22 protein-coding genes are annotated in these 21,187 nt (G+C 55.4%); 15 read left to right on the top strand and 7 right to left on the bottom strand.

The genetic code is table 11. From position 1 onward, the window contains the following. Positions 1–51: 51 nt before the first annotated feature. Positions 52–744, top strand: coding sequence for a YetF domain-containing protein (locus tag HZZ01_RS09140; RefSeq protein WP_179896594.1), 693 nt, complete (start codon positions 52–54; stop codon positions 742–744). 5 nt (positions 745–749) lie between these two features. Here HZZ01_RS09140 and HZZ01_RS09135 read toward each other — a convergent pair whose 3' ends face one another. Beyond that, complete coding sequence (locus tag HZZ01_RS09135; protein ID WP_179896592.1) at positions 750–1,484, bottom strand: GNAT family N-acetyltransferase; 735 nt, start codon at positions 1,482–1,484, stop codon at positions 750–752. A 187-nt stretch (positions 1,485–1,671) separates the two neighbouring features. Here HZZ01_RS09135 and HZZ01_RS09130 point away from each other — a divergent pair, with 187 nt between their 5' ends. Continuing rightward, positions 1,672–1,878 (top strand): hypothetical protein, encoded by a 207-nt coding sequence (locus HZZ01_RS09130; protein WP_179896590.1) that lies wholly within the window; start codon positions 1,672–1,674, stop codon positions 1,876–1,878. Between the two features lie 55 nt (positions 1,879–1,933). On the opposite strand, the gene HZZ01_RS09125 is transcribed toward HZZ01_RS09130, so the two are convergent. Both HZZ01_RS09125 and HZZ01_RS09120 read right to left on the bottom strand, forming a co-directional pair. Beyond that, positions 1,934–3,127, bottom strand: coding sequence for a zinc-dependent alcohol dehydrogenase (locus HZZ01_RS09125; RefSeq protein ID WP_179896588.1), 1,194 nt, complete (start codon positions 3,125–3,127; stop codon positions 1,934–1,936). A gap of 150 nt (positions 3,128–3,277) precedes the next feature. After that, complete coding sequence (locus tag HZZ01_RS09120; protein ID WP_179896586.1) at positions 3,278–3,868, bottom strand: hypothetical protein; 591 nt, start codon at positions 3,866–3,868, stop codon at positions 3,278–3,280. 362 nt (positions 3,869–4,230) lie between these two features. On the opposite strand from HZZ01_RS09120, the gene HZZ01_RS09115 reads away from it, so the two are divergent. The 4 genes from HZZ01_RS09115 to HZZ01_RS09100 all read left to right on the top strand — a co-directional run bounded on the left by HZZ01_RS09115 (position 4,231) and on the right by HZZ01_RS09100 (position 8,482). Further along, complete coding sequence (locus HZZ01_RS09115) at positions 4,231–5,517, top strand: HAAAP family serine/threonine permease (RefSeq protein WP_179896584.1); 1,287 nt, start codon at positions 4,231–4,233, stop codon at positions 5,515–5,517. A 239-nt stretch (positions 5,518–5,756) separates the two neighbouring features. Continuing rightward, positions 5,757–6,854: an ABC transporter substrate-binding protein gene (locus tag HZZ01_RS09110; RefSeq protein ID WP_179896582.1), complete on the top strand. Its 1,098-nt coding sequence runs from the start codon at positions 5,757–5,759 to the stop codon at positions 6,852–6,854. Between the two features lie 226 nt (positions 6,855–7,080). Beyond that, the gene (locus HZZ01_RS09105) at positions 7,081–7,545 is read left to right on the top strand and encodes an RcnB family protein (protein WP_179896580.1); all 465 of its coding nucleotides are present in this window, start codon (positions 7,081–7,083) and stop codon (positions 7,543–7,545) included. A gap of 100 nt (positions 7,546–7,645) precedes the next feature. Next, the gene (locus HZZ01_RS09100; protein ID WP_179897137.1) at positions 7,646–8,482 is read left to right on the top strand and encodes a Cof-type HAD-IIB family hydrolase; all 837 of its coding nucleotides are present in this window, start codon (positions 7,646–7,648) and stop codon (positions 8,480–8,482) included. 109 nt (positions 8,483–8,591) lie between these two features. On the opposite strand, the gene HZZ01_RS09095 is transcribed toward HZZ01_RS09100, so the two are convergent. Then, complete coding sequence (locus tag HZZ01_RS09095; RefSeq protein WP_179896578.1) at positions 8,592–9,740, bottom strand: iron-containing alcohol dehydrogenase; 1,149 nt, start codon at positions 9,738–9,740, stop codon at positions 8,592–8,594. A gap of 292 nt (positions 9,741–10,032) precedes the next feature. Here HZZ01_RS09095 and gntT point away from each other — a divergent pair, with 292 nt between their 5' ends. Continuing rightward, entirely contained in the window at positions 10,033–11,349 is a 1,317-nt protein-coding gene (gene gntT / locus HZZ01_RS09090) for a gluconate transporter (protein WP_179896576.1), read from the top strand. 111 nt (positions 11,350–11,460) lie between these two features. Here gntT and HZZ01_RS09085 read toward each other — a convergent pair whose 3' ends face one another. Further along, positions 11,461–11,706, bottom strand: coding sequence for a hypothetical protein (locus HZZ01_RS09085; protein WP_136197708.1), 246 nt, complete (start codon positions 11,704–11,706; stop codon positions 11,461–11,463). 1,299 nt (positions 11,707–13,005) lie between these two features. On the opposite strand from HZZ01_RS09085, the gene cspE reads away from it, so the two are divergent. Both cspE and HZZ01_RS09075 read left to right on the top strand, forming a co-directional pair. Further along, entirely contained in the window at positions 13,006–13,215 is a 210-nt protein-coding gene (gene cspE, locus HZZ01_RS09080; protein WP_006118399.1) for a transcription antiterminator/RNA stability regulator CspE, read from the top strand. Positions 13,216–13,443: 228 nt separating this feature from the next. Next, the gene (locus tag HZZ01_RS09075) at positions 13,444–13,875 is read left to right on the top strand and encodes a GNAT family N-acetyltransferase (protein WP_179896575.1); all 432 of its coding nucleotides are present in this window, start codon (positions 13,444–13,446) and stop codon (positions 13,873–13,875) included. Here the strand turns inward: HZZ01_RS09075 and HZZ01_RS09070 are convergent. Further along, entirely contained in the window at positions 13,853–15,208 is a 1,356-nt protein-coding gene (locus HZZ01_RS09070; RefSeq protein WP_179896573.1) for a PLP-dependent aminotransferase family protein, read from the bottom strand. The genes HZZ01_RS09075 and HZZ01_RS09070 overlap by 23 nt on opposite strands. 119 nt (positions 15,209–15,327) lie before the next feature. Here HZZ01_RS09070 and HZZ01_RS09065 point away from each other — a divergent pair, with 119 nt between their 5' ends. From HZZ01_RS09065 to tatE, 6 genes are all read left to right on the top strand, one after another. Next, a complete protein-coding gene (locus HZZ01_RS09065; protein WP_179896571.1) occupies positions 15,328–16,296 on the top strand; it encodes a nitrate ABC transporter substrate-binding protein in 969 nt (322 codons plus the stop codon). After that, positions 16,296–17,084 (top strand): deaminated glutathione amidase, encoded by a 789-nt coding sequence (locus tag HZZ01_RS09060; protein ID WP_179897135.1) that lies wholly within the window; start codon positions 16,296–16,298, stop codon positions 17,082–17,084. The genes HZZ01_RS09065 and HZZ01_RS09060 overlap by 1 nt, the downstream gene beginning before the upstream one ends. 21 nt (positions 17,085–17,105) lie before the next feature. Next, positions 17,106–17,993 carry an ABC transporter substrate-binding protein gene (locus HZZ01_RS09055; RefSeq protein WP_179896569.1) on the top strand — a complete coding sequence of 296 codons (888 nt, stop codon included), beginning with the start codon at positions 17,106–17,108 and terminating at the stop codon, positions 17,991–17,993. Then, entirely contained in the window at positions 17,990–18,934 is a 945-nt protein-coding gene (locus HZZ01_RS09050) for an amino acid ABC transporter permease (RefSeq protein WP_179896567.1), read from the top strand. Before HZZ01_RS09055 ends, HZZ01_RS09050 begins: the two co-directional genes overlap by 4 nt. Next, positions 18,931–19,701, top strand: a complete 771-nt coding sequence (locus HZZ01_RS09045) for an amino acid ABC transporter ATP-binding protein (protein WP_179896566.1) — start codon at positions 18,931–18,933, stop codon at positions 19,699–19,701. Before HZZ01_RS09050 ends, HZZ01_RS09045 begins: the two co-directional genes overlap by 4 nt. Before the next feature lie 92 nt (positions 19,702–19,793). After that, on the top strand, positions 19,794–19,997 hold the full coding sequence (tatE, locus tag HZZ01_RS09040; protein ID WP_003854033.1) for a twin-arginine translocase subunit TatE: 204 nt from the start codon (positions 19,794–19,796) through the stop codon (positions 19,995–19,997). A 112-nt stretch (positions 19,998–20,109) separates the two neighbouring features. Here tatE and lipA read toward each other — a convergent pair whose 3' ends face one another. Beyond that, positions 20,110–21,075: a lipoyl synthase gene (gene lipA, locus HZZ01_RS09035; RefSeq protein WP_010258979.1), complete on the bottom strand. Its 966-nt coding sequence runs from the start codon at positions 21,073–21,075 to the stop codon at positions 20,110–20,112. Between the last annotated feature and the right edge of the window lie 112 nt (positions 21,076–21,187).

Raw genomic sequence — 21,187 nt, 5'->3', positions numbered from 1 at the left:
CGGGCGACTGCGACGATGCACGCCCCTTTAAGACAGGATGTTTAGCAGACTATGTTCTCATTCGACTGGCACCGTTTCTTACTCAACGATCAACCCGCCACCTTTTTGTTTGAGGTGGTGGCGCGGGTCCTGATCGCTTATCTGGTGGTATTTACCTTTCTGAAAGTGTCCGGACGGCGCGGCGTCCGCCAGCTGTCGCTGTTCGAGCTGGTAGTCATTCTGACGCTGGGTTCCGCATCCGGTGACGTCACTTTTTACGATGATGTGCCGGTGCTACCGGTTATCATGGTGTTTGTAGTCCTGCTGGCGCTCTATCGCCTGACCACCTGGCTGACAGCACACAGCTCGCGCTTTTCCCGGCTTATTCAGGGCGACGTCATTACCCTGATTAAAGATGGATTGTATGTGCTGGAGAGTCTGGATCGGCTGAATATTTCTGAAGATGAGTTCTTTATGGAGCTGCGGCAGAGTGGTGTGGAGCATCTGGGGCAGATCCGCCTGGCGCTGGTGGAGGTGGATGGTCAGCTCAGCCTCTATTTCTACGATGATGATGAGATGCGCGCCGGGTTAAGCATCCTGCCGCCGGAGCACCGGCAGGATTACAGCACGGTGCCGGTTAGCGCGCTCTATGCCTGTACCCATTGCGGCCAGACACAGAGGATAGAGGCGGAGCAACCGGCTATCTGTCCGCGCTGTCAGCGACAGCGCTGGTCTGCGGCACTGAGCGTGCGTCGGCTGCATTAATCGCCTCAGCGTTCAGGGCTTGTCGCGTCTGTATCGGCCCGATTAACACCGGCGAAGCAGGCGCTGAGCGGGCGCTTTTGCTGCCCTTCGTCGGTGAAATTATCCGCGCTCAGCCAGACGCTCAGGGCGCGCTGAACCTCAGGCCATTCACGGTCAATCATCGACAGCCAGTCGGTATCGCGGTTGCGCTGTTTTCGCGTCATCACCTGACGAAAGCGGCCCTCGAAGCGGAACCCCAGCCGTTCTGCTGCGCGTCGGGACGCGACATTGGTTGAATCACAGCGCCACGCTACCCGCCGATAGCCGAGAGAGAAGGCCCTGTGCAACAGCAGAAAAATCGCCTCGCTACCGATGACACTGCGCTGCATCAGTGGCGACCAGGTGACGTGCCCGATTTCAAGCGTGCCCTGTTCGGGCTCAATGCTGGCGAAGCAGACCACGCCGCAGGGCTGCTGATTCACAGTGCAGACCGTGAAGGGCACCAGTGCCACATCCGCCACTTTATCCGCAATCCAGTGCTGCATCTGTGACAGTGAGGTGGGCCGCTCCACGCTCAGCCAGGTCCAGTCACGCTCATCCGGTGCCAGCATAAAGGCCTGTAACAGCGATTCCGCATGATCCACGCTCAGCGGCAGAAGAAGGCAGTGCTGGCCGGTGAGGGGCGCGCGGGGTGGTCTGGCGACCGGCTGCCAGTCGGGCAGCGCTTCACCGATCGGCTGATCAAACTGATTGATGTTCACTGGCATCCTCCAGAAAGGAAATGGACGGTAAGCGGGAAAACTTTCGGGCCGGACTGCCTGGCTATCCTGAACCGCGATTAAACCCGTCGCAGCTTGTTCCCGCTCCCCACATAACTTTGCCTGTTACTGACAGAAAATGAAAACCCTTCGGGCAGCATAGCGGCACCGTTATTAAAGAGGTATGCGTATGAAAGTGAGGCTGGCCAGTGCATTACTGTTTTTGCTGTTATCATTTGGCGCATTTTCACAACAGGTGATCAGTGAAAGTCATCCCCATTCACGCAGTGCGCGATGGCTGGAGCAGGGGAGTCAGGTGGATACGGCGGATTCACCGGATGAACATTTGCTGGAGAGGCGGGAGTGGCGAAGCAGTCTGGAACGTAAGCCGTTTTGAAATGCGTTCCCCGGCAGAGTGCTCTGCCGGGGATTCGGTGGTAAGGTTCAGTCGATCAGATCGTAGCCTGGGTCGCTGCCATGCCTGGCACCAGAATCACCTTGCGGCACTCCTCTTCGCGTTTGGCGAAAATATCGTAGCCGCGTGCGGCATCTTCCAGCGGCAGATGGTGGGTCACAATCTCTTCCGGAGTCAGATGGCCTTGCTCAATCAGTTTCAGCAGGTCAGGCAGATAAGCATGCACGTGAGTCTGTCCCATCTTAAAGGTCAGGCCTTTGTCAAAGGCGTCACCAAACAGGAAGCCGTGAATGAATCCGGCGTAGACGCCCGGCACGCTCACGATACCGCCACGCCGGACGGCGGCAATGCACTGACGCAATGCCTTACCGCTGCTGCCTTCCAGCTTAAGATTGGTGAGCACAGTCTCAGTCATGCTGCCTTTCGCCTCGAATCCGACTGCGTCAATGACCGCATCCACACCGCGATTACCGGGGCTGTGCTCGATAATCCAGCCAGCCGGATCATCAATTTCATCGAAGTTAATCGGGATGACGCCGTAACGCTCGCGGGCAAAGTTTAAGCGGTAGTTGTTGTGGTCAATCATGTAGATCTGTTCGGCACCCTGCTGTCGGGCGCAGGCGGCACTGAGCAGGCCAACCGGGCCGGCACCGAAAATCGCCAGACTGGAACCCGGTTTTACCTCGGCGTTTTTAACCGCCTGCCAGGCAGTGGGCAGAATGTCTGACAGGAACAGCACTTTCTCATCTGACAGCACTGACGGCACTTTAAACGGGCCGGTGTTGGCTTTTGGTACCCGGACATATTCTGCCTGGCCGCCGGGCACACCGCCATAGAGTTTGCTGAAACCGAACAGCGCAGCGGGTGGCGTGATGTTTTTTCGGTTCAGGATGGCTCCCCGTCCGGGGTTGGTATTTTCACAGGCGGCATACTGGCTCATCAGACAGAAAAAGCAGTCGCCACAGGCGATAACAAACGGGATCACTACCCGATCGCCTTTGGCCACGGCGGTCACTGCGCTGCCTGCCTCAACCACTTCGCCCATAAACTCATGACCAAAAATATCGCCATGCCCGGTGCCGGGGATTTTGCCGCGATAAAGGTGCAGGTCTGAACCGCAAATGGCGGTGGCGGTCACGCGCAGGATAATGTCATCGGCGGCTTCCAGTCCCGGATCGGGCACGTTGTCCACGCTGACTTTATGGGGGCCATGGTAGGTTAATGCTTTCATCTGTTCATCTCCTGCTGAGAAGGGGCTAGCGGCCAGGCCAGAAGGCGTGACCATCCGCGGAAAAGACTCAGGAAACCTGAAATCGCAACCTGCCTGAAGTGTAGTAACGCTTTGAAGAGTAAGCAGAGCGGTGCAGGCTGCTGGACTGTTTCAGCCAGGCTGGCAGGGCGGATACTGCCGGGGTGTCGTGACCGTCACGGGAGCAGAATCGGGCTGCCAGCGTGTCAGATCGGCAAACGCACGACGATAAACCGTGTCGATTTGTGCCGGAACCTGTTGGATGTAGTTATACGCGTGCTCACGGGTTTCACCGGTGAGAGTCTGCAGATAGCACCGTGCTTCATCCAGCGTCGGGATCTGGCCTTCCACACCCGCGATACGGGCAGGCAAACCGGTCCAGACTACCCCTTCAATGCCTTTCGCCTGCGCCCACTCCGCCAGCGGCCCCGCCGACGTTTCTGTCACCGTCATCATCCCGACGCCATCAATGCGGCTGTCCGGAATCGCCTCACGGAGGCGCAGTGCGCGGCAGGCGCTCTCCAGTGATGCCGTGTTCAGCAAGGCCCAGAACACCGGCACCGGGCGCGCATTCAGGCAGATCGCGGTCGATAACTCGCCGCCGTCTGCGATGCGCACAAACTCAATCGGTATCTCCGGACCATCGTGATGCCACTGACTGGCGACCGGTAGCGCGCCGGTTTTCCAGATCAACGATCCCCATCCCAGGCAGGCAATTTTCATTCTCTTCTCCTTTGCGGCTGTCGGCATGATCGCGACAGCGTCTGTTTAAGCGTAGCCCGTTGCGCGGAATCGTTACTGGGATCACCTTTTCAGGGGCAGTAAAACGGCCTCAAAGATGGCATGATCGCCGCGCAGTCATGTTGCACAACCTGACGGTTTTTTAGCCGATCCATGCGTGTTTATCTGCATGGCTTGAACTTTTATCGTCAGGTGGTGTAAAAAGTGGCGCACGCAATCGATTACCTCTGCACGGGCGGGTCAGCATTACGCTTCACTGCTCCGGTTGCAGCTAACGAGAGCGGGGCAGACCTATACCTGCCTGACGACTCAGGTTAATGGCGGCTTTTAACACGGAAAATCTGATGAAAACCACGCAAACTGGCACGCTGGGCGCGCTTGAGAGTGACGTCGATACGGGATGGCGCAAAACCGACACCATGTGGATGCTGGGTTTATATGGCACGGCGATAGGTGCGGGTGTGCTGTTCCTGCCCATTAATGCGGGCGTCGGCGGGCTGATTCCGCTGATCATCATGGCGGTGCTGGCCTTTCCGCTGACCTTCTTTGCGCACCGCGCGCTGACCCGATTTGTGCTCTCCGGTAAAAACCCGGCCGGTGATATCACCGAGGTGGTCGAAGAGCATTTCGGCGTCGGGGCGGGCAAGTTGATTACGCTGCTCTACTTTTTTGCTATCTACCCGATTCTGCTGATGTACAGCGTGGCGATAACCAATACGGTCGAGAGCCTGATGGTGCATCAGCTCGGCCTGGTGCCGCCGCCGCGTGTGCTGCTGTCGCTGCTGCTGATTGTCGGACTGATGACCATCGTGCGCTTCGGCGAGAAGATGATCGTTAAAGCGATGAGCGTGCTGGTTTATCCATTTGTGGCAGTGCTGATGCTGATGGCCTGCTACCTGATCCCGCACTGGCATGGCGCGGTACTGTCGACGCTTAACGTTCAGCCTGCGGGCAGCAGCCTGTGGATGACGCTGTGGCTGGCGATTCCGGTGATGGTTTTCTCATTTAATCACTCGCCAATCATCTCCTCGTTTGCGCTGGCGAAACGCGAAGAGTATGGCGATGCCGCCGAGAAAAAGTGTTCGCGCATTCTGGCGTGTTCGCACCTGATGATGGTGGTGACGGTGATGTTCTTTGTCTTCAGCTGCGTGCTGAGCCTGTCGCCTGAAGATTTACACGCCGCCAAGGCGCAGAACATTACCATCCTCTCCTATCTGGCTAACCATTTTCAGGTGCCGATGATTGCCTGGATGGGGCCGCTGATAGCGATTGTGGCGATCACCAAATCGTTCCTCGGTCACTATCTGGGCGCGCGTGAAGGGTTTAATGGCATGGTTAATAAGGCGCTGCGCAGTCGCGGTAAAACCATCGCGCCCGCCAGACTGAATCGCCTGACGGCACTCTTTATGCTGCTGACCACCTGGGGGGTGGCGACGCTGGACCCGAATATTCTCGGCATGATTGAGACGCTGGGTGGACCGGTTATTGCCATGATCCTGTTCCTGATGCCGATGTATGCCATTCAGAAAGTGCCCGCGATGCGGAAGTACAGCGGTCACATCAGCAACCTGTTTGTGGTGCTGATTGGGCTGATTGCTATCTCTGCGATCTTTTATTCGCTGGTGAAGTAACCCTGAGTGCAACAGGCGCATCTCACTACCCTTGAGATGCGCCTGCCAGTCTGTCTGTCGCTCGCCATTCTCTCTGTGACTCCCGCTATTCAGCGACATCACCCCGTAATTTTACCCTGCAGTTGCCTCATAAACTCTCTCTGTCAGTAGCATCTGGTCAGCAATTCTTACATTTGTTACTTATTCGCATGGTAGAGTAAACGCGAATAATTATTATTCCTTTAAAGGACAGGAGAACAATGAAAATCAGGATAGCTGCAGCCACCACACTTTTACTCTCAACCGCCTGTGCGGCCACCACCTACCCGGTCACAGTGACCGATATGGATGGACAGAAAATTACGCTGCAGAAAGAGCCGCAGCATGTGATTTTGCAGGATGGGCGCGATGTGATGGCGCTGGCATTGCTGGATCGTCAGAATCCTTTTAAGCGGGTCGTTGCCTGGAACAACCTGCCTAAAAAGCAGGACACCCAGACCTGGGACCTGCTGAAGCAGCGCTGGCCGCAGGCGGCCTCGATTGTGGATATGGGCTTTAACGATCAGGGACAGGTCAATCTGGAGAGCGTACTGGCGAAGCAGCCCGATCTGATGATTGCGCAACTGCGTGCCAAACCGGCCCTGACGCAGTCAGGCGTTCTGGCTACCCTGAAAAATCTGCATATCCCGGTGCTGTTCCTGGATGATGAACTCCATCCGAAAGAGAACACCCTGAAGAGCGTGAAAGTGCTGGGCACGGTTCTGAATCGCGAAGCCGAAGCAAAAGACTACGCCGATTTTTACCAGCAGCGCTGGGAGATGCTTCAGCAGAAGATTGCGCAGGTGCAGCACAAGCCGACGGTGTTTATCGAGCCGATTGCCGGTAACAGCGACAACTGCTGTTTTACCCACGGTCATAACGGCTGGGGTGCGCTGGTAGAAGCGGTCGGTGGAAAAAATATCGGCTCCGCGTTGCTGCCCGGCAGTTCAGGTTTTGTCTCGCTGGAGAAAATTATCGCCATGAAGCCAGACGTCTACATCATGACCGGCTCTAAACGCCCGAACAGCAACGTGCTGCCGTTTGGTTATAGTGCCAGTCAGGCCGACGTGACCGCCACTTTTAACCGCCTGCAGAGCCGCACCGGTCTGGAGCAGATCGAACCGGTGAAACAGAAGCGGGTGTATGGGGTTTACCATCATTTCTATAATCACCCTTACAACATTATCGGCATGGAAATCCTGGCAAAAGATCTCTATCCGGATGTGTTCCGCGATCTGGATCCGACGGCTGATTACCATCACATCGTGACGCACTTTACCGGGCTGCCGGATGCGCCAGTGATCCTCAGCACGCCGTAATGCGTCTTGACCGGTCAGCCTGATGCGTCATTCTCAGGCTGGCCGTTAAATCTGGATTTCGTCAGGAATGTTGTCCGGAAATGACCGCTGTTAAGAAAGCGCTAAGTAAGCGTAATAGTATGTAAGTAACCGGATTTTAAGAAATTTACACATGTTTCCCGCCACGATTATTGCCATGATGCCGATCAACGGTGCCTGAACAGCCGTTATTTTCGGAGGCAGTATCATGAAAAAAACAACACTCACGCTTATCGCTTCACTTTTGACATGCAGCACACTCTTTTCTCAGGCCTCACGGGCAGACGATCATGATGATGGGCAGCGTATGCCGGTGCCACATCAGAATGATGATCATCGTTCTGACAGTCGCGGTCCTGACCAGAATCGTGGCCGCGACAACGGCCGTCATGACATGGGTAATCATCGCCCGGATCAGGATAACAACCGCCGTGGCAGAGACGCCCGCAATGACCGCGACCATTTCGCCTGGCAGGGACACGACTTCCGTCGTGGCCATCCTGTTCCGCCGGCGTATCGCGGTGATTCTTACCGTGTAGCCGACTGGCATGAACGTGGTCTGCGTGAACCACCGCGTGGTTATCACTGGGCAAACATCGACGGCAACTATGTGCTGATTGCCGCCGCGACCGGGGTGATTACCGCACTGGTGCTGAACAGTGCCCTGAACTGATCCCCAGGGATGGCTGCGGCCATCCCTCTTTCTTTCCGTTTTGCTGCGCCAGCGGCTATCCTGAGACTCCACTCTGAAATTTCCTGTGTAAGGAGTCATGATGACGACGGTTAAGATGGTTGCGGTAGATATGGATGGCACGTTTCTGGACGATAACAAGCAGTACAATCGTTCCCGCTTTCTCGACTGCTATCAGCAACTCACCGCCCGTGATATCAAATTTGTGGTGGCCAGCGGCAATCAGTATTACCAGCTCAAATCCTTCTTCCCGGAGATCGCCAGCGATATCGCCTTTGTGGCGGAGAACGGCGCATGGATTATTGATCGTGATGAGGAGCTGTTTTGCGGTGCCTTTGAACGGCGCGATGTGGACGCGGTTATCGACACCCTGCAAAACGGCAACTATCCGGGCCTGCGTTACCTGCTGTGTGGACGTGACAGCGCGTATTACTTCGAGGGCATGGAAGAGACCTGGCTTAAGAAGATGCGCCACTACTGTCACCGGCTGAAGCCGATTCATCATCTGAATGAGGTGCAGGATGACCGGCTGTTTAAGTTCGCGCTCAATCTTTCTGACGACTACATCGGGCCACTGATGGCGGATATTGAGCGACTGCATCAGGGGCGTGTGGCAGCGACCTCAAGCGGTCATGGTTCGGTTGATTTGATCGTGCCGGGAAATCATAAGGCGCACGGGCTGGATCTGCTGGCTCAACGCTGGGGAATTACGCACGACCAGGTGCTGGCCTTCGGCGATGGCGGCAACGACCTGGAGATGCTGAAACAATCCGGCTTCAGTTTTGCCATGGGTAACGCGCCTGAGCGGGTGAAGCAAACGGCGCGCTTTGAAGCGCCCTCTAACAACGAGCAGGGCGTGCTGCAGGTGATTGAACAGATGCTGGCAGGCGAGGGGCCTTTTGCTGCCATACAGGCCTAGCTGTCAGGCTCAGAATCCGGACGTAACAGTATTCTCCTGAGGTGATGCCTGACCTGCCAGGGCTGGCAGGTCAGGGTTTCCACGACAGAGAAGGCGGGCAGTGGGTTGATCACGCCGTGATGTGCCAGGCCTGCGCGATCATCATCTGCATCTGTTCGCGGCTGTAATTCACCAGCGAATTTTTACTGTTGGCTCGCGCCAGAATCCACTCTGCCTCGGCCTGACTCAGCGAGGGGCCTTCCTGCCAGAACGGGGTAATCGCCTGCTGCTGCAGCCATTGCTTCAGAAACTGTGCTGGTGAGTCTGTGGCTGCGCTGAAGAGCTGTGGGTGTAGCTCCGCCATCAGCTTACGCTGCAGCGGATGGTCGCTGTCGGATAGCAGATCCAGAAACGGAAACAGCAGACGCCCGCACACTTCACCGTGATGGAACGGTTTTATCGCGCCCAGTTCGCCTGCAATACCGTGGATCACTCCGAGACCCGCACTGCTGAGACTGACACCCCCCAGCCAGGACGCCATCATCATCGCCTCGCGTGCCGCATCACCCGTCGTATCCTCACGATTCAATGCAGGCCAGGCCTGAATAAACTGGCGCAGACCGGTCAGCGCCAGCTGCCGGGTGAAGAGGTTACCTTTGCTGGAAAGATACGCTTCAAACAGGTGGGTAAACGCATCAATTCCGCAGGTCGCCAGCACTGAATCAGGCGCGCCTTTCAGCAGATCCGGATCAAGAATTGCCACCTCCGGCACAAAGACCGGATGACGCAGCGAGGCTTTGATCTGGATATCCTGCTGGTCTGTCACCACCGCATTCTGCGTGACTTCACTGCCGGTCCCGGCGGTGGTCGGGACAGCGATCAGCGGCAGCGTGATGGGCTGAACGGCGCTATCGCCCACTTTTTCCAGATAACGGGCGGTGGGCAACGGGTGCTGAATCATCGCGCTAAATGCTTTCGCTGCATCCAGGACGCTCCCTCCGCCAATCGCCACCACCCGATCGACATGACCGCGCCAGCGCGACACCCAGCTATCGATCTCGGCAGGTGAGGCTTCATGGCTGACAATTTCATAGCCAATAATGTGATCGTTGAGTCCGGCTTTCAGCCGGGCATAGGCTGGTCCCTGCAGGAAAGATTGTCCGCAAAACAGCAGGGTAGGCTGTGACCGGGCGGCCAGCAGCGGCACCAGTTTATCCAGGCTGCCCCGGCCAAAGAGGGTTCGTTGATTACTGTACAGCTCACTCAGGTTCTCACTCACCAGCACATCCTTTTTACATTTCGCTAAAATCTGAGTGTAACGAAAAGCGCGGCGTCGGCACTGGCAAACTTTCTGATAACGCATTGGCAAAAAGTTGATCACCTTCGCAAAACAGAAATTCACCGTCAGCGGGGTGGTGCTTTCCTGCGGATGTTACCCTTAACATGTTATCGGTAACAGCATTTGTCGGGATGTGTAAACATCTTACATCTGCACTGTTTTGTCGCCCTACGGGGATCATGATAATAAATCGACACTGAATTCCGTTCGGTGCACAAGGTGGAGAAAAGCTATGCCATTACTCTATGTGGCGATCGGCGTCGCGCTACTGCTGCTGCTGATGATTCGCTTTAAGCTCAATGGATTTATCGCGCTGATTTTAGTGGCGCTGGCCGTCGGCGTGATGCAGGGCATGCCGGTCAATAAAGTCATTACCTCAATCAAAGCGGGTGTAGGTGGAACGCTGGGCAGCCTGGCGCTGATCATGGGCTTTGGGGCCATGCTCGGTAAGTTACTGGCCGACTGCGGTGGCGCGCAGCGTATTGCCACTACCCTGATTGAAAAGTTCGGTACGAAGCATATTCAGTGGGCGCTGGTGCTGACCGGTTTCATTGTCGGATTTGCGCTGTTCTACGAAGTCGGCTTTGTGCTGATGCTGCCGCTGGTGTTCAGCGTGGCGGCATCGGCGCGCGTACCGCTGCTCTACGTCGGGGTGCCGATGGCGGCTGCTTTGTCCGTGACACATGGTTTTCTTCCGCCGCATCCCGGTCCGACCGCTATCGCCACGCTGTTTAATGCTGACATGGGGAAAACGCTGCTGTTTGGTACGCTGCTGGGTATCCCAACGGTCATTCTGGCGGGCCCGGTTTACGCCCGTTTCCTGAAAAACATCGATAAACCGATTCCACAGGGGCTTTATAACCCGAAAACCTTTACCGAAGCGGAAATGCCAGGTTTTGGCGTCAGCGTCTGGACGGCATTGGTGCCAGTGGTGTTGATGGCACTGCGTGCCGTGGCGGAGATGCTGTTGCCTAAAGGCCATGCGCTGCTGCCTTACGCAGAGTTCTTTGGCGATCCGGTGATGGCAACCCTGATTGCCGTGCTGATTGCGATTTTCACATTTGGACTGAATCGCGGCCGCACGATGGAGCAGGTGATGGATACTCTGACCGACTCAATCAAAATCATCGCTATGATGTTGTTGATTATCGGTGGTGGCGGGGCCTTCAAACAGGTGCTGGTTGATAGCGGTGTGGATAAATATATCGCCAGCATGATGCACTCGACTCAGCTGTCTCCCATCTTTATGGCCTGGTCGATTGCCGCAGTGCTGCGTATTGCCCTGGGTTCTGCCACGGTAGCAGCGATTACCGCCGGGGGCATCGTGGCACCGCTGATTGTCACCAGTGGCGCGAGCCCGGAACTGATGGTGATCGCCGTAGGGTCTGGCAGCGTGATCTTCTCACACGTTAATGACCCAGGCTTCTGGCTGTTCAAAGAGTATTTCAATCTGACCATTGGTGAAACCATCCGCTCATGGTCGGCTTTGGAGACCATTATTTCGGTCTGTGGTCTGGTGGGGTGTCTGCTGCTCTCCTGGGTGATCTAACCTCTGGCCGCTGGCAATCCTGTCAGCGGCTCTCTGCTTTTGCCTCGGGTGTCGCCTTCAACATAAAAAGGGCCGCACGTGCGGCCCAGCCTGTCACATCAATCTGACGTCTTAGTGAGGCGGCTCAAAACCGGCTTTCACCATCTGTTCCCGCAGCGCGTGCGCAATGTCACGGTTGCCGCCGGTGACGGGGTAGATAACGTTATTCACCACATCATCAAGATAGTGCTCGTCAAACTCCTGCATAGAGAGCTGCGTGCCGCCTTCATCGTTGATAGCGAAAGAACCTTTAATGTGGTTACCACTGTTTTTGGCCTTAAGGCTGTAACGGCCCATGCTGGTATTAATCGTGCTCATAAGATCTCCTCGCGACTCATTCCAATCTCATCACTATTGAGGCCTGCCTTGCCGCATAAATTTTAGCCAGGAGTGGGGTGTAGAACGAACAAAGAGGGAGGATAAAATTGGGGGTTGCGATCGCTGTCTCAGAAAGTAAATAAAGAGCAGGATTGATGAACTTTTGACCAGTTAAAACATGCGTGAAGCGGCACGATAAATATTCCTGTCTATACTGCCTACAGGAAACGTGTCTAATCAGTGAGGGGAAAAGGAAATGAAAATTATTCTGTGGATTATTGCGATTATCTTTATCGTCGGCCTGCTGACCCTGACAGGGGTGTTCAAACTGATTTTTTGATTTCTGTTTAAGCTTCAGCGACAGCGGGCACCTAATCAGGTGCCCGAACTGTTTTCTGGCTGGCCAGAAGACAGTGTGTAATGGGATCCATCGACGTACCGGGCAACAGATCCTGGGAATCCAGTCGTTTTTTACAGCTTGCACAGCGGGCACCATGGACGTTGGGCTGGCCCTCACGGTAATCCGTAAAAAAGAACCGGGCGCTTCCACACTGACTGCAGCGTATCTTCATCACCATCCTTTTTCTTACCCTCCTTTAATCCTGCATTAACAGATTGTCCGTCCCGGACCGCTTAAGCGGATGTTATCTATTGCCAGGAAATACTATTTCACACGGCGTTCAGAAAAGTAGTTTCTTATGAGGTTGATTGTTTGTTGCCAAATGCGAATCCGTTCCCTAAAAAGCACTTCATTGATCCTGATCAATGTTTATCACGTACTGGCTAAATTATCTGCGAATAGCCTGCTCTGGCTGGGGTGGATGGCAAAGCAGGCGCATTTTTGTGGGGGGCAGGAGCGGGTAGTGCGCTGAGAAATTGACGCTTCTCCGGTTATTAAAGCATCAGACAGATGAGGCCTGGCCACGGCAGTAGAAAAACCGGCTCTTAGCGAAGAGATCTTCGGCCCACCGCACGGCAAAAAAAAGGCGTTTCAAGGACGGAATTGTTAGTAAGAACAGGAATACGTCTTAGTAAGATTTTTCTTTTTAACGTCAATGACGTAACGATTTAAACCTGAAAAGTTTCGCCTTTCCAGCGGGTTAGCTGCAGGTGTACGCTCTGCGCCTGATACCTGCTGAGGTAAGTTACGCAAGTCCAAAAGCAGGAAAGTGTGATGGATGCACAGAAAGTCGATATTTATCACTTTTTCATCAAATCATGCTGGACAAATCCTTCAGCAATTGCTGTACTAGACCCCGACACAGTTTAGTGTCCATTTTTCATGTAAAGGTAATATAGATGTCTAAGATCAAAGGTAACGTTAAGTGGTTTAATGAATCTAAAGGATTCGGTTTCATTACTCCTGAAGATGGCAGCAAAGATGTATTCGTACATTTCTCTGCAATCCAGAGCAACGGCTTCAAAACTCTGGCTGAAGGTCAGCGCGTAGAGTTTGAAATCACCGACGGCGCTAAAGGCCCATCTGCTGCTAACGTTATCAGTCTGTAAGTTAACAGTCAGAATTCTAAAAACCCGCCTTATGGCGGGTTTTTTTATGGTTGTAATCTGCGCTTCATCCCTTTCATCGTAACCTCGTTAATCGTCCCTGTTGCCGCACAAACTGCGCGGCGGTTCACAATAAATCCCCGTAACATATTTATAACAACCTGATATGCAGCTTTTTAGCGTGTGACGCTATATAACTGTGCAAGAGAACCCGGTGAGAGAGGAGACAGGATGAACATACGTCAGGCAGCGTTGAAAGACAGTTTTGCGTTGAGTGCCTTGCTGAGTGAGCTAGGCTACGGCGGCACCGAAAGCTTTATTGAACAGCGTCTGGCACAGTTGTGCAGCGATCCCAGTGAAGCGCTGCTGGTGGCTGAACATGGCAGTCAGGTGCTGGGTTTCCTTTCCCTGCATTTTATTCCTCAGCTGGCCCTGGCCGGTGATTTCGCTCGCATCAGCTATTTCTGCATTGCAGAAGGAGAGCGCAGCAAAGGCGTCGGCCAGCAGCTGCTTGAGCATGCCGAAACGCTGGCGGTACGTCGTGGCTGCGATCGCATGGAAGTCCATTGCCACCAGTCGCGTCTCAAGGCGAATCAGTTCTACGCGCGCGAAGGCTATGCTGAATCACCCTGTTATCTCATTAAAGATCTGCAAGCGGGTTAACTTCCCGTCCTGAGGCGATGACCAGCGCCCCGGCAATCATTTCCCGCTGCTCATCCCTTAGGCTGGCGATACTGACGCGGATAAATTGGGTAGGACCGAGCCGGCAACGCTCACCAGGCACCACGGCAATACCACGGGCAGCCAGCGTAATCATGGCAAACTGCTCCGAAGCCACCGGAATATAGAGACTTAACCCGTCACGAAGTGGCAGATCCAGACCGCGCTGGGCCAGCGATGCCAGCATCGCTTCACGCCGTTGCCGATAGATGGCGCGCGCGGAAGCAATCTGCTGTTGCGTTTCCTCATCCTCCAGCAGCCACGCCACCGCATCCTGCAGAATACGACTGGTCCAGCTGACACCAAAATTTCGCCATGACTGAATACGCTTCACCATCTCCGAGGTGGCAGAGAGCACAGCCAGCCGCAGATCAGGCCCGTAGGCTTTGGAAAAGGAACGGATGTGCAGTGTTCGCTCAGGAAAGTGCGAACCCAGGCTCCAGCTCTCCTCCGCAGAGAGATCGCCAATCCCGTCATCTTCAACGATCAGTGTGTTGCTTTGTTGCAGAACCTGCGCCAGCGCCTGACGTCGCGCCGGGCTGATGCTATTCCCGGTGGCCGAGTGGGTGCGGGGCTGATAGATCAACATCACCGGTGCCTGCGCCAGCAGCACAGACAAGACATCAGGCCGCGGACCTTGCTCATCACACGCCAGTGGCAGAATCTCTGCGCCGACGTTATCCAGCATATCGAGCAGCCGGGTTGCGGTCGGGTCTTCAATAATCACGCGGTCACCCGGCGAGACAAGGGTTTGCACCAGCAGGTTCATCGCATCAAAACCGCCATCTGTTGCCAGAAACGCCTCTGCCGTATAGGGCCAGCGCGGCGTTATCGCCTGAAGCAGCGGCGCCGAGATCGCTTCACGGGTGTAGCTGTTAAGTTGCGGTGAGTGCAGAGCCGCCTGTAGCGCGCGCTGCAGGTCAGGTAGCAGGGCAGGGTCAGGCGCGGCCATAGTCAGGTCGGCGCGGATGTTTTCGCCGTAGTTGCCAATCTTCTCAAAGCGAATCGGCCGCGGCATGACCGTGTTGCCACTGACCCAGACACCACTTCGCCCTTTGCCCGCCAGTACTTTCTGCTTTCTGAGTTGCGCCCAGGCAGCAGAAACGGTTGCCGGACTGACGCCCAGCTGTTCCGCGATGTCCCGAACTGCGGGCATCTGCATACCTGTCGCAATCTGTCCGTCCCGGATGAGTACGGAGGCCGCCTGGGCAATGCCTTTCACTGAAGGTGATGTTATCTGGCTGCAAAACCAGTTGAGGTCGACGCTCTCTGTCATAAGAAAATACTTTGTTCAGTAACAAATTAATGATTGTTCAGATAAGTATTCCGGATCTAGTATCAAATTCAAGCACTATTTATGCCCCGTCCCGACGGTGCAGCGTAAACGGAGAGATTATGGCAAGGCTACTCATCAGACTGGCGGTACGCGACTGGGACTACTTCACGCCGCTGGCGCTGGGCGATATCAAACCAGAAGGTTTTGAACTGCAGATCGACCGCGTCGGCACGCTGGTGAATGATCTGGCGACCAGCCCCGAGTATGACGCGGGCGAAGTCTCCTTCAGCCGCTATGCTCAGGGCCGGGCCAGAGGAGATGAAACACTGCTTGGCCTGCCACACTTCCTGATGCGTGGCTTCCGCCAGCGCTGCATTATCACCACCGCCAGCAGCCCCATCACCACGCCTGCACAGCTGAAAGGTAAGATAATCGGCGTCACCGGCTGGCAGGATTCGGGCAATACCTGGACACGCACGGTGCTGCGTGAAGCGGGCGTCGAAATCGATGATGTGTTCTGGTATGCCGGGCGTCTTACGGCCGATCATCCGATTGTCGATCGGCTGGCGGGATTTGGTCGCCCGGGCCGTATTGAACCGGCTCCCGATGAGCGACCACTAATCGAGATGCTGCAGGCGGGTGATCTGGATGCCATCTTCACGCCGTTTATGCCGGAGGGTTTTTTCCTGCCTGATTCAGGACTGCGGCAGCTGCAAAACGATTTTTATCAGGCGGAGCGGGACTACTTCCACCGAGTCGGCTATGTGCCGGGCATTCATATTCTGGCCCTTAAACCGGCGCTGGCGGCGGAACATCCCTGGCTGCCAGCGGCGTTAAGTGAGGTCATCGATCGCTCTTATCAGCTGTGGATGCAGAAGAGAGAGAAATATGCCGATACCACGCCGTGGCTGCTGGACGATTTGCGACGTACTGCGCAGGAATTGCCCGCTGACTGGAATCAGAATGGTTTTAGCGCTAACAGAAAGATGATTGCGGACTTTGGTCGTGAGCTCTATGAGCAAGGGCTGACGCATCAGTTACTGACGCCGGAAGCAATGTTTCCGGCCGCTGCGGGAGAAGAGAAATGATGAAAGTGGCACTGGGACAATTTGCGGTGAGCCGCGAATGGCAGGAGAACGCCCGTATCTGTCTGGACTTAATGCAGCGGGCAACAGAGGGTGGCGCCGATCTGCTGGTACTGCCGGAAGGGGTGCTGGCACGTGATATAGCCGACCCCGATTTAGTGCTGAAGGCGGCGCAGCCACTGGATGGCCCTTTTCTGCGTCAGTTGCTGACCGCCAGCAAGCACACTGCGCTGACCACTATGATGAGCGTACATGTTCCCACTGGCGAGCAAAAAGCGCTCAACGTGCTGGTGGCGATCCGCAACGGTGAGATCATCGCCGCCTATGAAAAACTGCATCTGTACGATGCCTTTGCGATGCAGGAGTCGCAGCGGGTCAATCCGGGCCACGTCATTCCGCCGCTGGTTGAAGTCGCGGGTATGAAAGTCGGATTAATGACCTGCTATGACGTGCGCTTCCCGGAGCTGGCGCGTCGGCTGGTGCTGGATGGTGCAGACGTCCTGGTCCTGCCTGCCGCCTGGGTTAAAGGTCCGCTGAAAGAGATGCACTGGGAACTGCTGACCCGCGCCCGCGCGCTGGAGAACACCTGCTATATGGTGGCGGTGGGGGAGTGTGGCCCGCGCAATATCGGCAACAGTCTGGTGGTCGATCCGCTGGGCGTGGCGGTGGCGAATGCGGCTGAATCGCCCGCGCTGCTGTTTGCCGATCTCGATCCTGAGCGCGTCGCCTATGCCCGCCGGGTGCTACCGGTACTGGAAAACCGGCGCTTTGCCCGCCCTGAACTCAACTAAACTGCTGACCAGGAATCCATTATGACGAAGAGAGCAACCGCCTTAATCGTGGCGCTGGGGCTGACTGCATCCCTGGCGCAGGCTGCCGACGCTATTCCGGTGCAAAAAGTTGACCAGGCCTTGCATGACAGGCTGCCGGATGAGATCAAAAAATCGGGCAAAATGATTTCAGTGAATAACGGCTCATTTCCGCCCTATGAAATTGTGAATGGCCCGCACTCAATGGAGGGGGCTTCGGCAGAGTTAACGACCGCGCTGGCACAGCTGCTGGGTGTGAAGATCGAGCATGCGACGGTGAGTGGTTTATCAGGCGTACTCACCGGCATTGATGCGGGTCGTTATCAGCTGGCGATTGGTCCGATTGGTGATTATCCGGACCGCCAGCAGAAAGTGGATTTTATCGATTTTGTGCAGGAGTTTGTGGTGTTCGGCGTGCAGAAGGGCAATCCGGCCAGAATCAATCAGCTGGACGACACCTGCGGCAAGCGCATTGCCGTCATGGCCGCCGGTTCTGCGGAACAGGTTATCCGCAAGCAGTCAGCCCGGTGTGTGGCCGACGGGAAACCGGCTGTAACAGTGCAGGCCTTTACCGATCAGCCCTCATCAATTCTGGCAGTACGCTCTAAACGCTCCGATGCGTTCTTCTCATCACAGGCTCCGCTGACTTACTTTGTTAATCAGGCGAAGGGGCAACTTGAGCTGGCGGGCAAAGGGCAGAAAAACGGCTTTGGTGATATTTTCCAGGGCACGGTGGTGCCGAAAGGCTCGCCGCTGGGTCAGGTCATGCTTGATGCCTACAAAGCGCTCTATCAAAACGGGACTTATGCGGCGATCATGAAAAAGTGGCAGCTTGAGGGCAACATGACCACAGCACCTGGGCTGAATCTGGCGAAAGAGGCCAGCAAATGAGCCCGTCTCGCCATCTGCACCGCGATAATAGTGGCGAGGCGCAGTTGCGCGATGTGGCCTTCGCCCGTAGCGCGCCCACTTACGGCCGCTGGATCAGCTGGATTGTGGTGCTGGTAATCGGCTCGAATCTGCTGTGGCTGGTGGCGAGCAATCCGAACTTTGAATGGCAGGTGGTGCTTAAGTGGTTTACCGAAGAATCTGTACTCAAAGGGTTACAGGTCACCCTGGGGCTGACAGTGGTGTCGATGGTGCTCGGCACGTTGCTGGGACTGCTGCTGGGCGTGTGGCGACTCTCTGAGAACCGACTGCTGCGCGGTGTTGCCGGGCTCTATATCTGGTTCTTCCGGGGAACGCCCCTGCTGGTTCAGCTGATCTTCTGGTACAACCTCTCCACGCTGTTTCCCGCGCTGTCGCTGACACTGCCATGGACCGACATCACACTGGCCAGCTGGAATACCAACGATCTGATTACGCCGCTGACGGCCGCTATTGCCGGGCTGGCGCTGAATGAAGCAGCCTATATGGCGGAAATTATTCGCGCCGGTCTGTTGTCGGTGGATAACGGTCAGGTGGAGACCACACAGGCCTTTGGCATGAGCCGGTCGCGGGCGCTGCGACGCATCATTATTCCGCAGGCGATGCGGTCAATTATTCCACCCACCGGCAACCAGTTGATCAGCATGATCAAGGCGACGTCGCTGGTCAGCGTGATCGCAATGGGCGATCTACTCTACTCGGTGCAGGCGATCTACAACCGTACCTTCGAGATCATCCCGATGCTGATGGTGGCGGTGATCTGGTATCTGCTGATCACCTCGATCCTCAATCTGGGCCAGTCCGCTATCGAGCGCTATTACGCGCGTGGTACCCGCCGGGTGGCCAGCGTCTCCAGACGCGCCGCCGTCGTGGCTCACGCGCAACCCCAGCAGGAGGAACAATGAGTCAGCATGAACCCCTGGTCTGCGCCCGCAACGTGCAGAAGAATTATGGTGACAATCAGGTTCTGAAAGGGATCGATCTGGATGTTTATTCTGGTGAGGTGGTTGTGATTCTCGGGCCCTCCGGTTCCGGTAAATCCACGTTTCTGCGCTGCATCAATCATCTTGAAGAGATGAACGCCGGATCGATTCGGGTCGGTGATGAGCAGATTGGCTATGTGCTGAAAGGGCATGTGCTGCACCGGTTGTCGCCACGTCAGATTGCCCGCCAGCGCCAGAAAACTGGCATGGTGTTTCAGCAGTTCAATCTCTACCCCCATATGACCGTACTGCAGAACATCATTGAAGCGCCCATCGGTGTGCATAAATTCCCGCGTCAGGAGGTGATGGCTCATGCCCGATCGCTGCTGGCGACGGTGGGATTAAGTGATAAAGCGGACGCCTGGCCCCGGCATCTGTCGGGCGGACAGCAGCAGCGTGTGGCGATTGCGCGGGCGCTGGCGATTAAGCCGCAGCTGATGCTGTTTGATGAACCGACCTCCGCGCTCGATCCGGAACTGGTGGGTGAAGTCCTGGCGACCATGCGCACCCTGGCCGACCAGGGATTAACGATGATCGTGGTAACCCATGAGATTAGCTTTGCGCGTGAAGCCGCCGACCGCGTGGTCTTTATGGATGGGGGTGTGGTGGTGGAGCAGGGCACGCCTGAAGAGGTGATTGCGAATCCAAAGCATCCGCGCACCCAGGCGTTTCTTAGTCGCTTCATCTAAGATCTTACTCTGTTACAGATTCCACTTGTCGCTACAGGCAAACTGCGCGTAAATAACAGTCACCGTGATTCGATTAAGTTGAAAGGTTAAATATGGAAGGTATCAGTATTGCCAAGCTGCTGATTATCGGTGCGCTTATCGTACTGCTTTTTGGTACCAACAAGTTGCGCTCACTGGGCGGCGATCTGGGCTCCGCGATTAAAGGCTTTAAAAAAGCCATGAAAGACGAAGATACCAGTGCAACCCGAACAACGGCTGAAGACGTGCCGGCAGAACGCGTCGTTCATAAAGATTAATCGGTTATTTGCTGCAAATAACTGTTACTTTTTATTTCAGACACCCATAAAAAAACCAGGCTGTTTCCAGTCTGGTTTTTTGTTTTTCAGGTGTCACGACGTATTCTCGTGCTTATTTCACTTCTTCGCCTTTAGCCTGCATATCCGCATGATAGGAAGAGCGGACAAACGGACCGCACGCGGCATGGGTGAAGCCCATCGCCATCGCTTCTTCTTTCATCTCATCGAACTCAGCCGGGCTGACGTAGCGCTGAACCGGCAGGTGGTGACGGCTCGGCTGCAGATACTGGCCCAGCGTCAGCATGGTGACACCATGGCGACGGAGATCGCGCATCACTTCAACGATTTCGGCGTTGGTTTCACCCAGGCCAACCATCAGACCCGATTTGGTCGGAATATGCGGATGCGCTTCTTTGAAACGCTCCAGCAATTTCAGTGACCACTCGTAGTTAGCGCCCGGACGCACCTGGCGGTAGACACGCGGTACGTTTTCCAGATTGTGGTTAAACACATCTGGTGGCGTCGCGGTGAGAATCTCCAGCGCGCGATCCATACGGCCACGGAAGTCCGGCACCAGTGTTTCAATTTTGATCGTAGGGTTTTTTTCACGAATCGCACTAATGCAGTCGGCAAAGTGCTGCGCACCACCATCACGCAAATCATCGCGGTCAACCGAGGTGATAACGACGTAACGCAGGCCCATATCGGCAATCGTCTGCGCCAGTTTTGCAGGTTCGTTAGCATCAGGCGCGTTGGGACGGCCATGTGCCACATCGCAGAACGGACAACGACGGGTGCAGATTGCGCCAAGTATCATAAAGGTGGCGGTGCCGTGGTTGAAGCATTCGGCGAGGTTAGGGCAGGACGCCTCTTCACAGACTGAGTGCAGTCCGTTTTTACGCATCGCGGCTTTAATGCCCTGAATACGACTGGAGTCGGCTGGCAGCTTGATTTTCATCCATTCCGGCTTACGCAACATCTCCTGCCGTTCAACAGCCACAGTTTTCACCGGGATCAGCGCCATTTTGTCTGCGTCACGATATTTGACGCCGCGTTCCATCTGAATTGGTTTACTCATAAATCAGCAGGTTCCGGTCGGATTGCGATTTGAAAGCGTTCCCAATCAAACCGGGAAGAGGGCTTTCAACTTTATTTGAAAAAAGTGCAAAAATTATATCATCACATCGCCT

Origin of the sequence: Pantoea sp. WMus005, assembly GCF_013415305.1 — a bacterium.
GTDB classification, from domain to species: Bacteria; Pseudomonadota; Gammaproteobacteria; order Enterobacterales; family Enterobacteriaceae; genus Pantoea; species Pantoea rara.
This window is presented reverse-complemented; position numbering and strand designations above follow the sequence as displayed.

Excerpts from the sequence above, each read along its gene's own strand:
- HZZ01_RS09140 (WP_179896594.1), top strand. The coding sequence starts at position 52 with ATGTTCTCATTCGACTGGCACCGTTTCTTACTCAACGATCAACCCGCC.
- HZZ01_RS09130 (WP_179896590.1), top strand. The coding sequence starts at position 1,672 with ATGAAAGTGAGGCTGGCCAGTGCATTACTGTTTTTGCTGTTATCATTT.
- HZZ01_RS09125 (WP_179896588.1), bottom strand. The coding sequence starts at position 3,127 with ATGAAAGCATTAACCTACCATGGCCCCCATAAAGTCAGCGTGGACAAC.
- HZZ01_RS09120 (WP_179896586.1), bottom strand. The coding sequence starts at position 3,868 with ATGAAAATTGCCTGCCTGGGATGGGGATCGTTGATCTGGAAAACCGGC.
- HZZ01_RS09115 (WP_179896584.1), top strand. The coding sequence starts at position 4,231 with ATGAAAACCACGCAAACTGGCACGCTGGGCGCGCTTGAGAGTGACGTC.
- HZZ01_RS09110 (WP_179896582.1), top strand. The coding sequence starts at position 5,757 with ATGAAAATCAGGATAGCTGCAGCCACCACACTTTTACTCTCAACCGCC.
- HZZ01_RS09105 (WP_179896580.1), top strand. The coding sequence starts at position 7,081 with ATGAAAAAAACAACACTCACGCTTATCGCTTCACTTTTGACATGCAGC.
- HZZ01_RS09100 (WP_179897137.1), top strand. The coding sequence starts at position 7,646 with ATGACGACGGTTAAGATGGTTGCGGTAGATATGGATGGCACGTTTCTG.
- gntT (WP_179896576.1), top strand. The coding sequence starts at position 10,033 with ATGCCATTACTCTATGTGGCGATCGGCGTCGCGCTACTGCTGCTGCTG.
- HZZ01_RS09085 (WP_136197708.1), bottom strand. The coding sequence starts at position 11,706 with ATGAGCACGATTAATACCAGCATGGGCCGTTACAGCCTTAAGGCCAAA.
- cspE (WP_006118399.1), top strand. The coding sequence starts at position 13,006 with ATGTCTAAGATCAAAGGTAACGTTAAGTGGTTTAATGAATCTAAAGGA.
- HZZ01_RS09075 (WP_179896575.1), top strand. The coding sequence starts at position 13,444 with ATGAACATACGTCAGGCAGCGTTGAAAGACAGTTTTGCGTTGAGTGCC.
- HZZ01_RS09070 (WP_179896573.1), bottom strand. The coding sequence starts at position 15,208 with ATGACAGAGAGCGTCGACCTCAACTGGTTTTGCAGCCAGATAACATCA.
- HZZ01_RS09065 (WP_179896571.1), top strand. The coding sequence starts at position 15,328 with ATGGCAAGGCTACTCATCAGACTGGCGGTACGCGACTGGGACTACTTC.
- HZZ01_RS09060 (WP_179897135.1), top strand. The coding sequence starts at position 16,296 with ATGAAAGTGGCACTGGGACAATTTGCGGTGAGCCGCGAATGGCAGGAG.
- HZZ01_RS09055 (WP_179896569.1), top strand. The coding sequence starts at position 17,106 with ATGACGAAGAGAGCAACCGCCTTAATCGTGGCGCTGGGGCTGACTGCA.
- HZZ01_RS09050 (WP_179896567.1), top strand. The coding sequence starts at position 17,990 with ATGAGCCCGTCTCGCCATCTGCACCGCGATAATAGTGGCGAGGCGCAG.
- HZZ01_RS09045 (WP_179896566.1), top strand. The coding sequence starts at position 18,931 with ATGAGTCAGCATGAACCCCTGGTCTGCGCCCGCAACGTGCAGAAGAAT.
- tatE (WP_003854033.1), top strand. The coding sequence starts at position 19,794 with ATGGAAGGTATCAGTATTGCCAAGCTGCTGATTATCGGTGCGCTTATC.
- lipA (WP_010258979.1), bottom strand. The coding sequence starts at position 21,075 with ATGAGTAAACCAATTCAGATGGAACGCGGCGTCAAATATCGTGACGCA.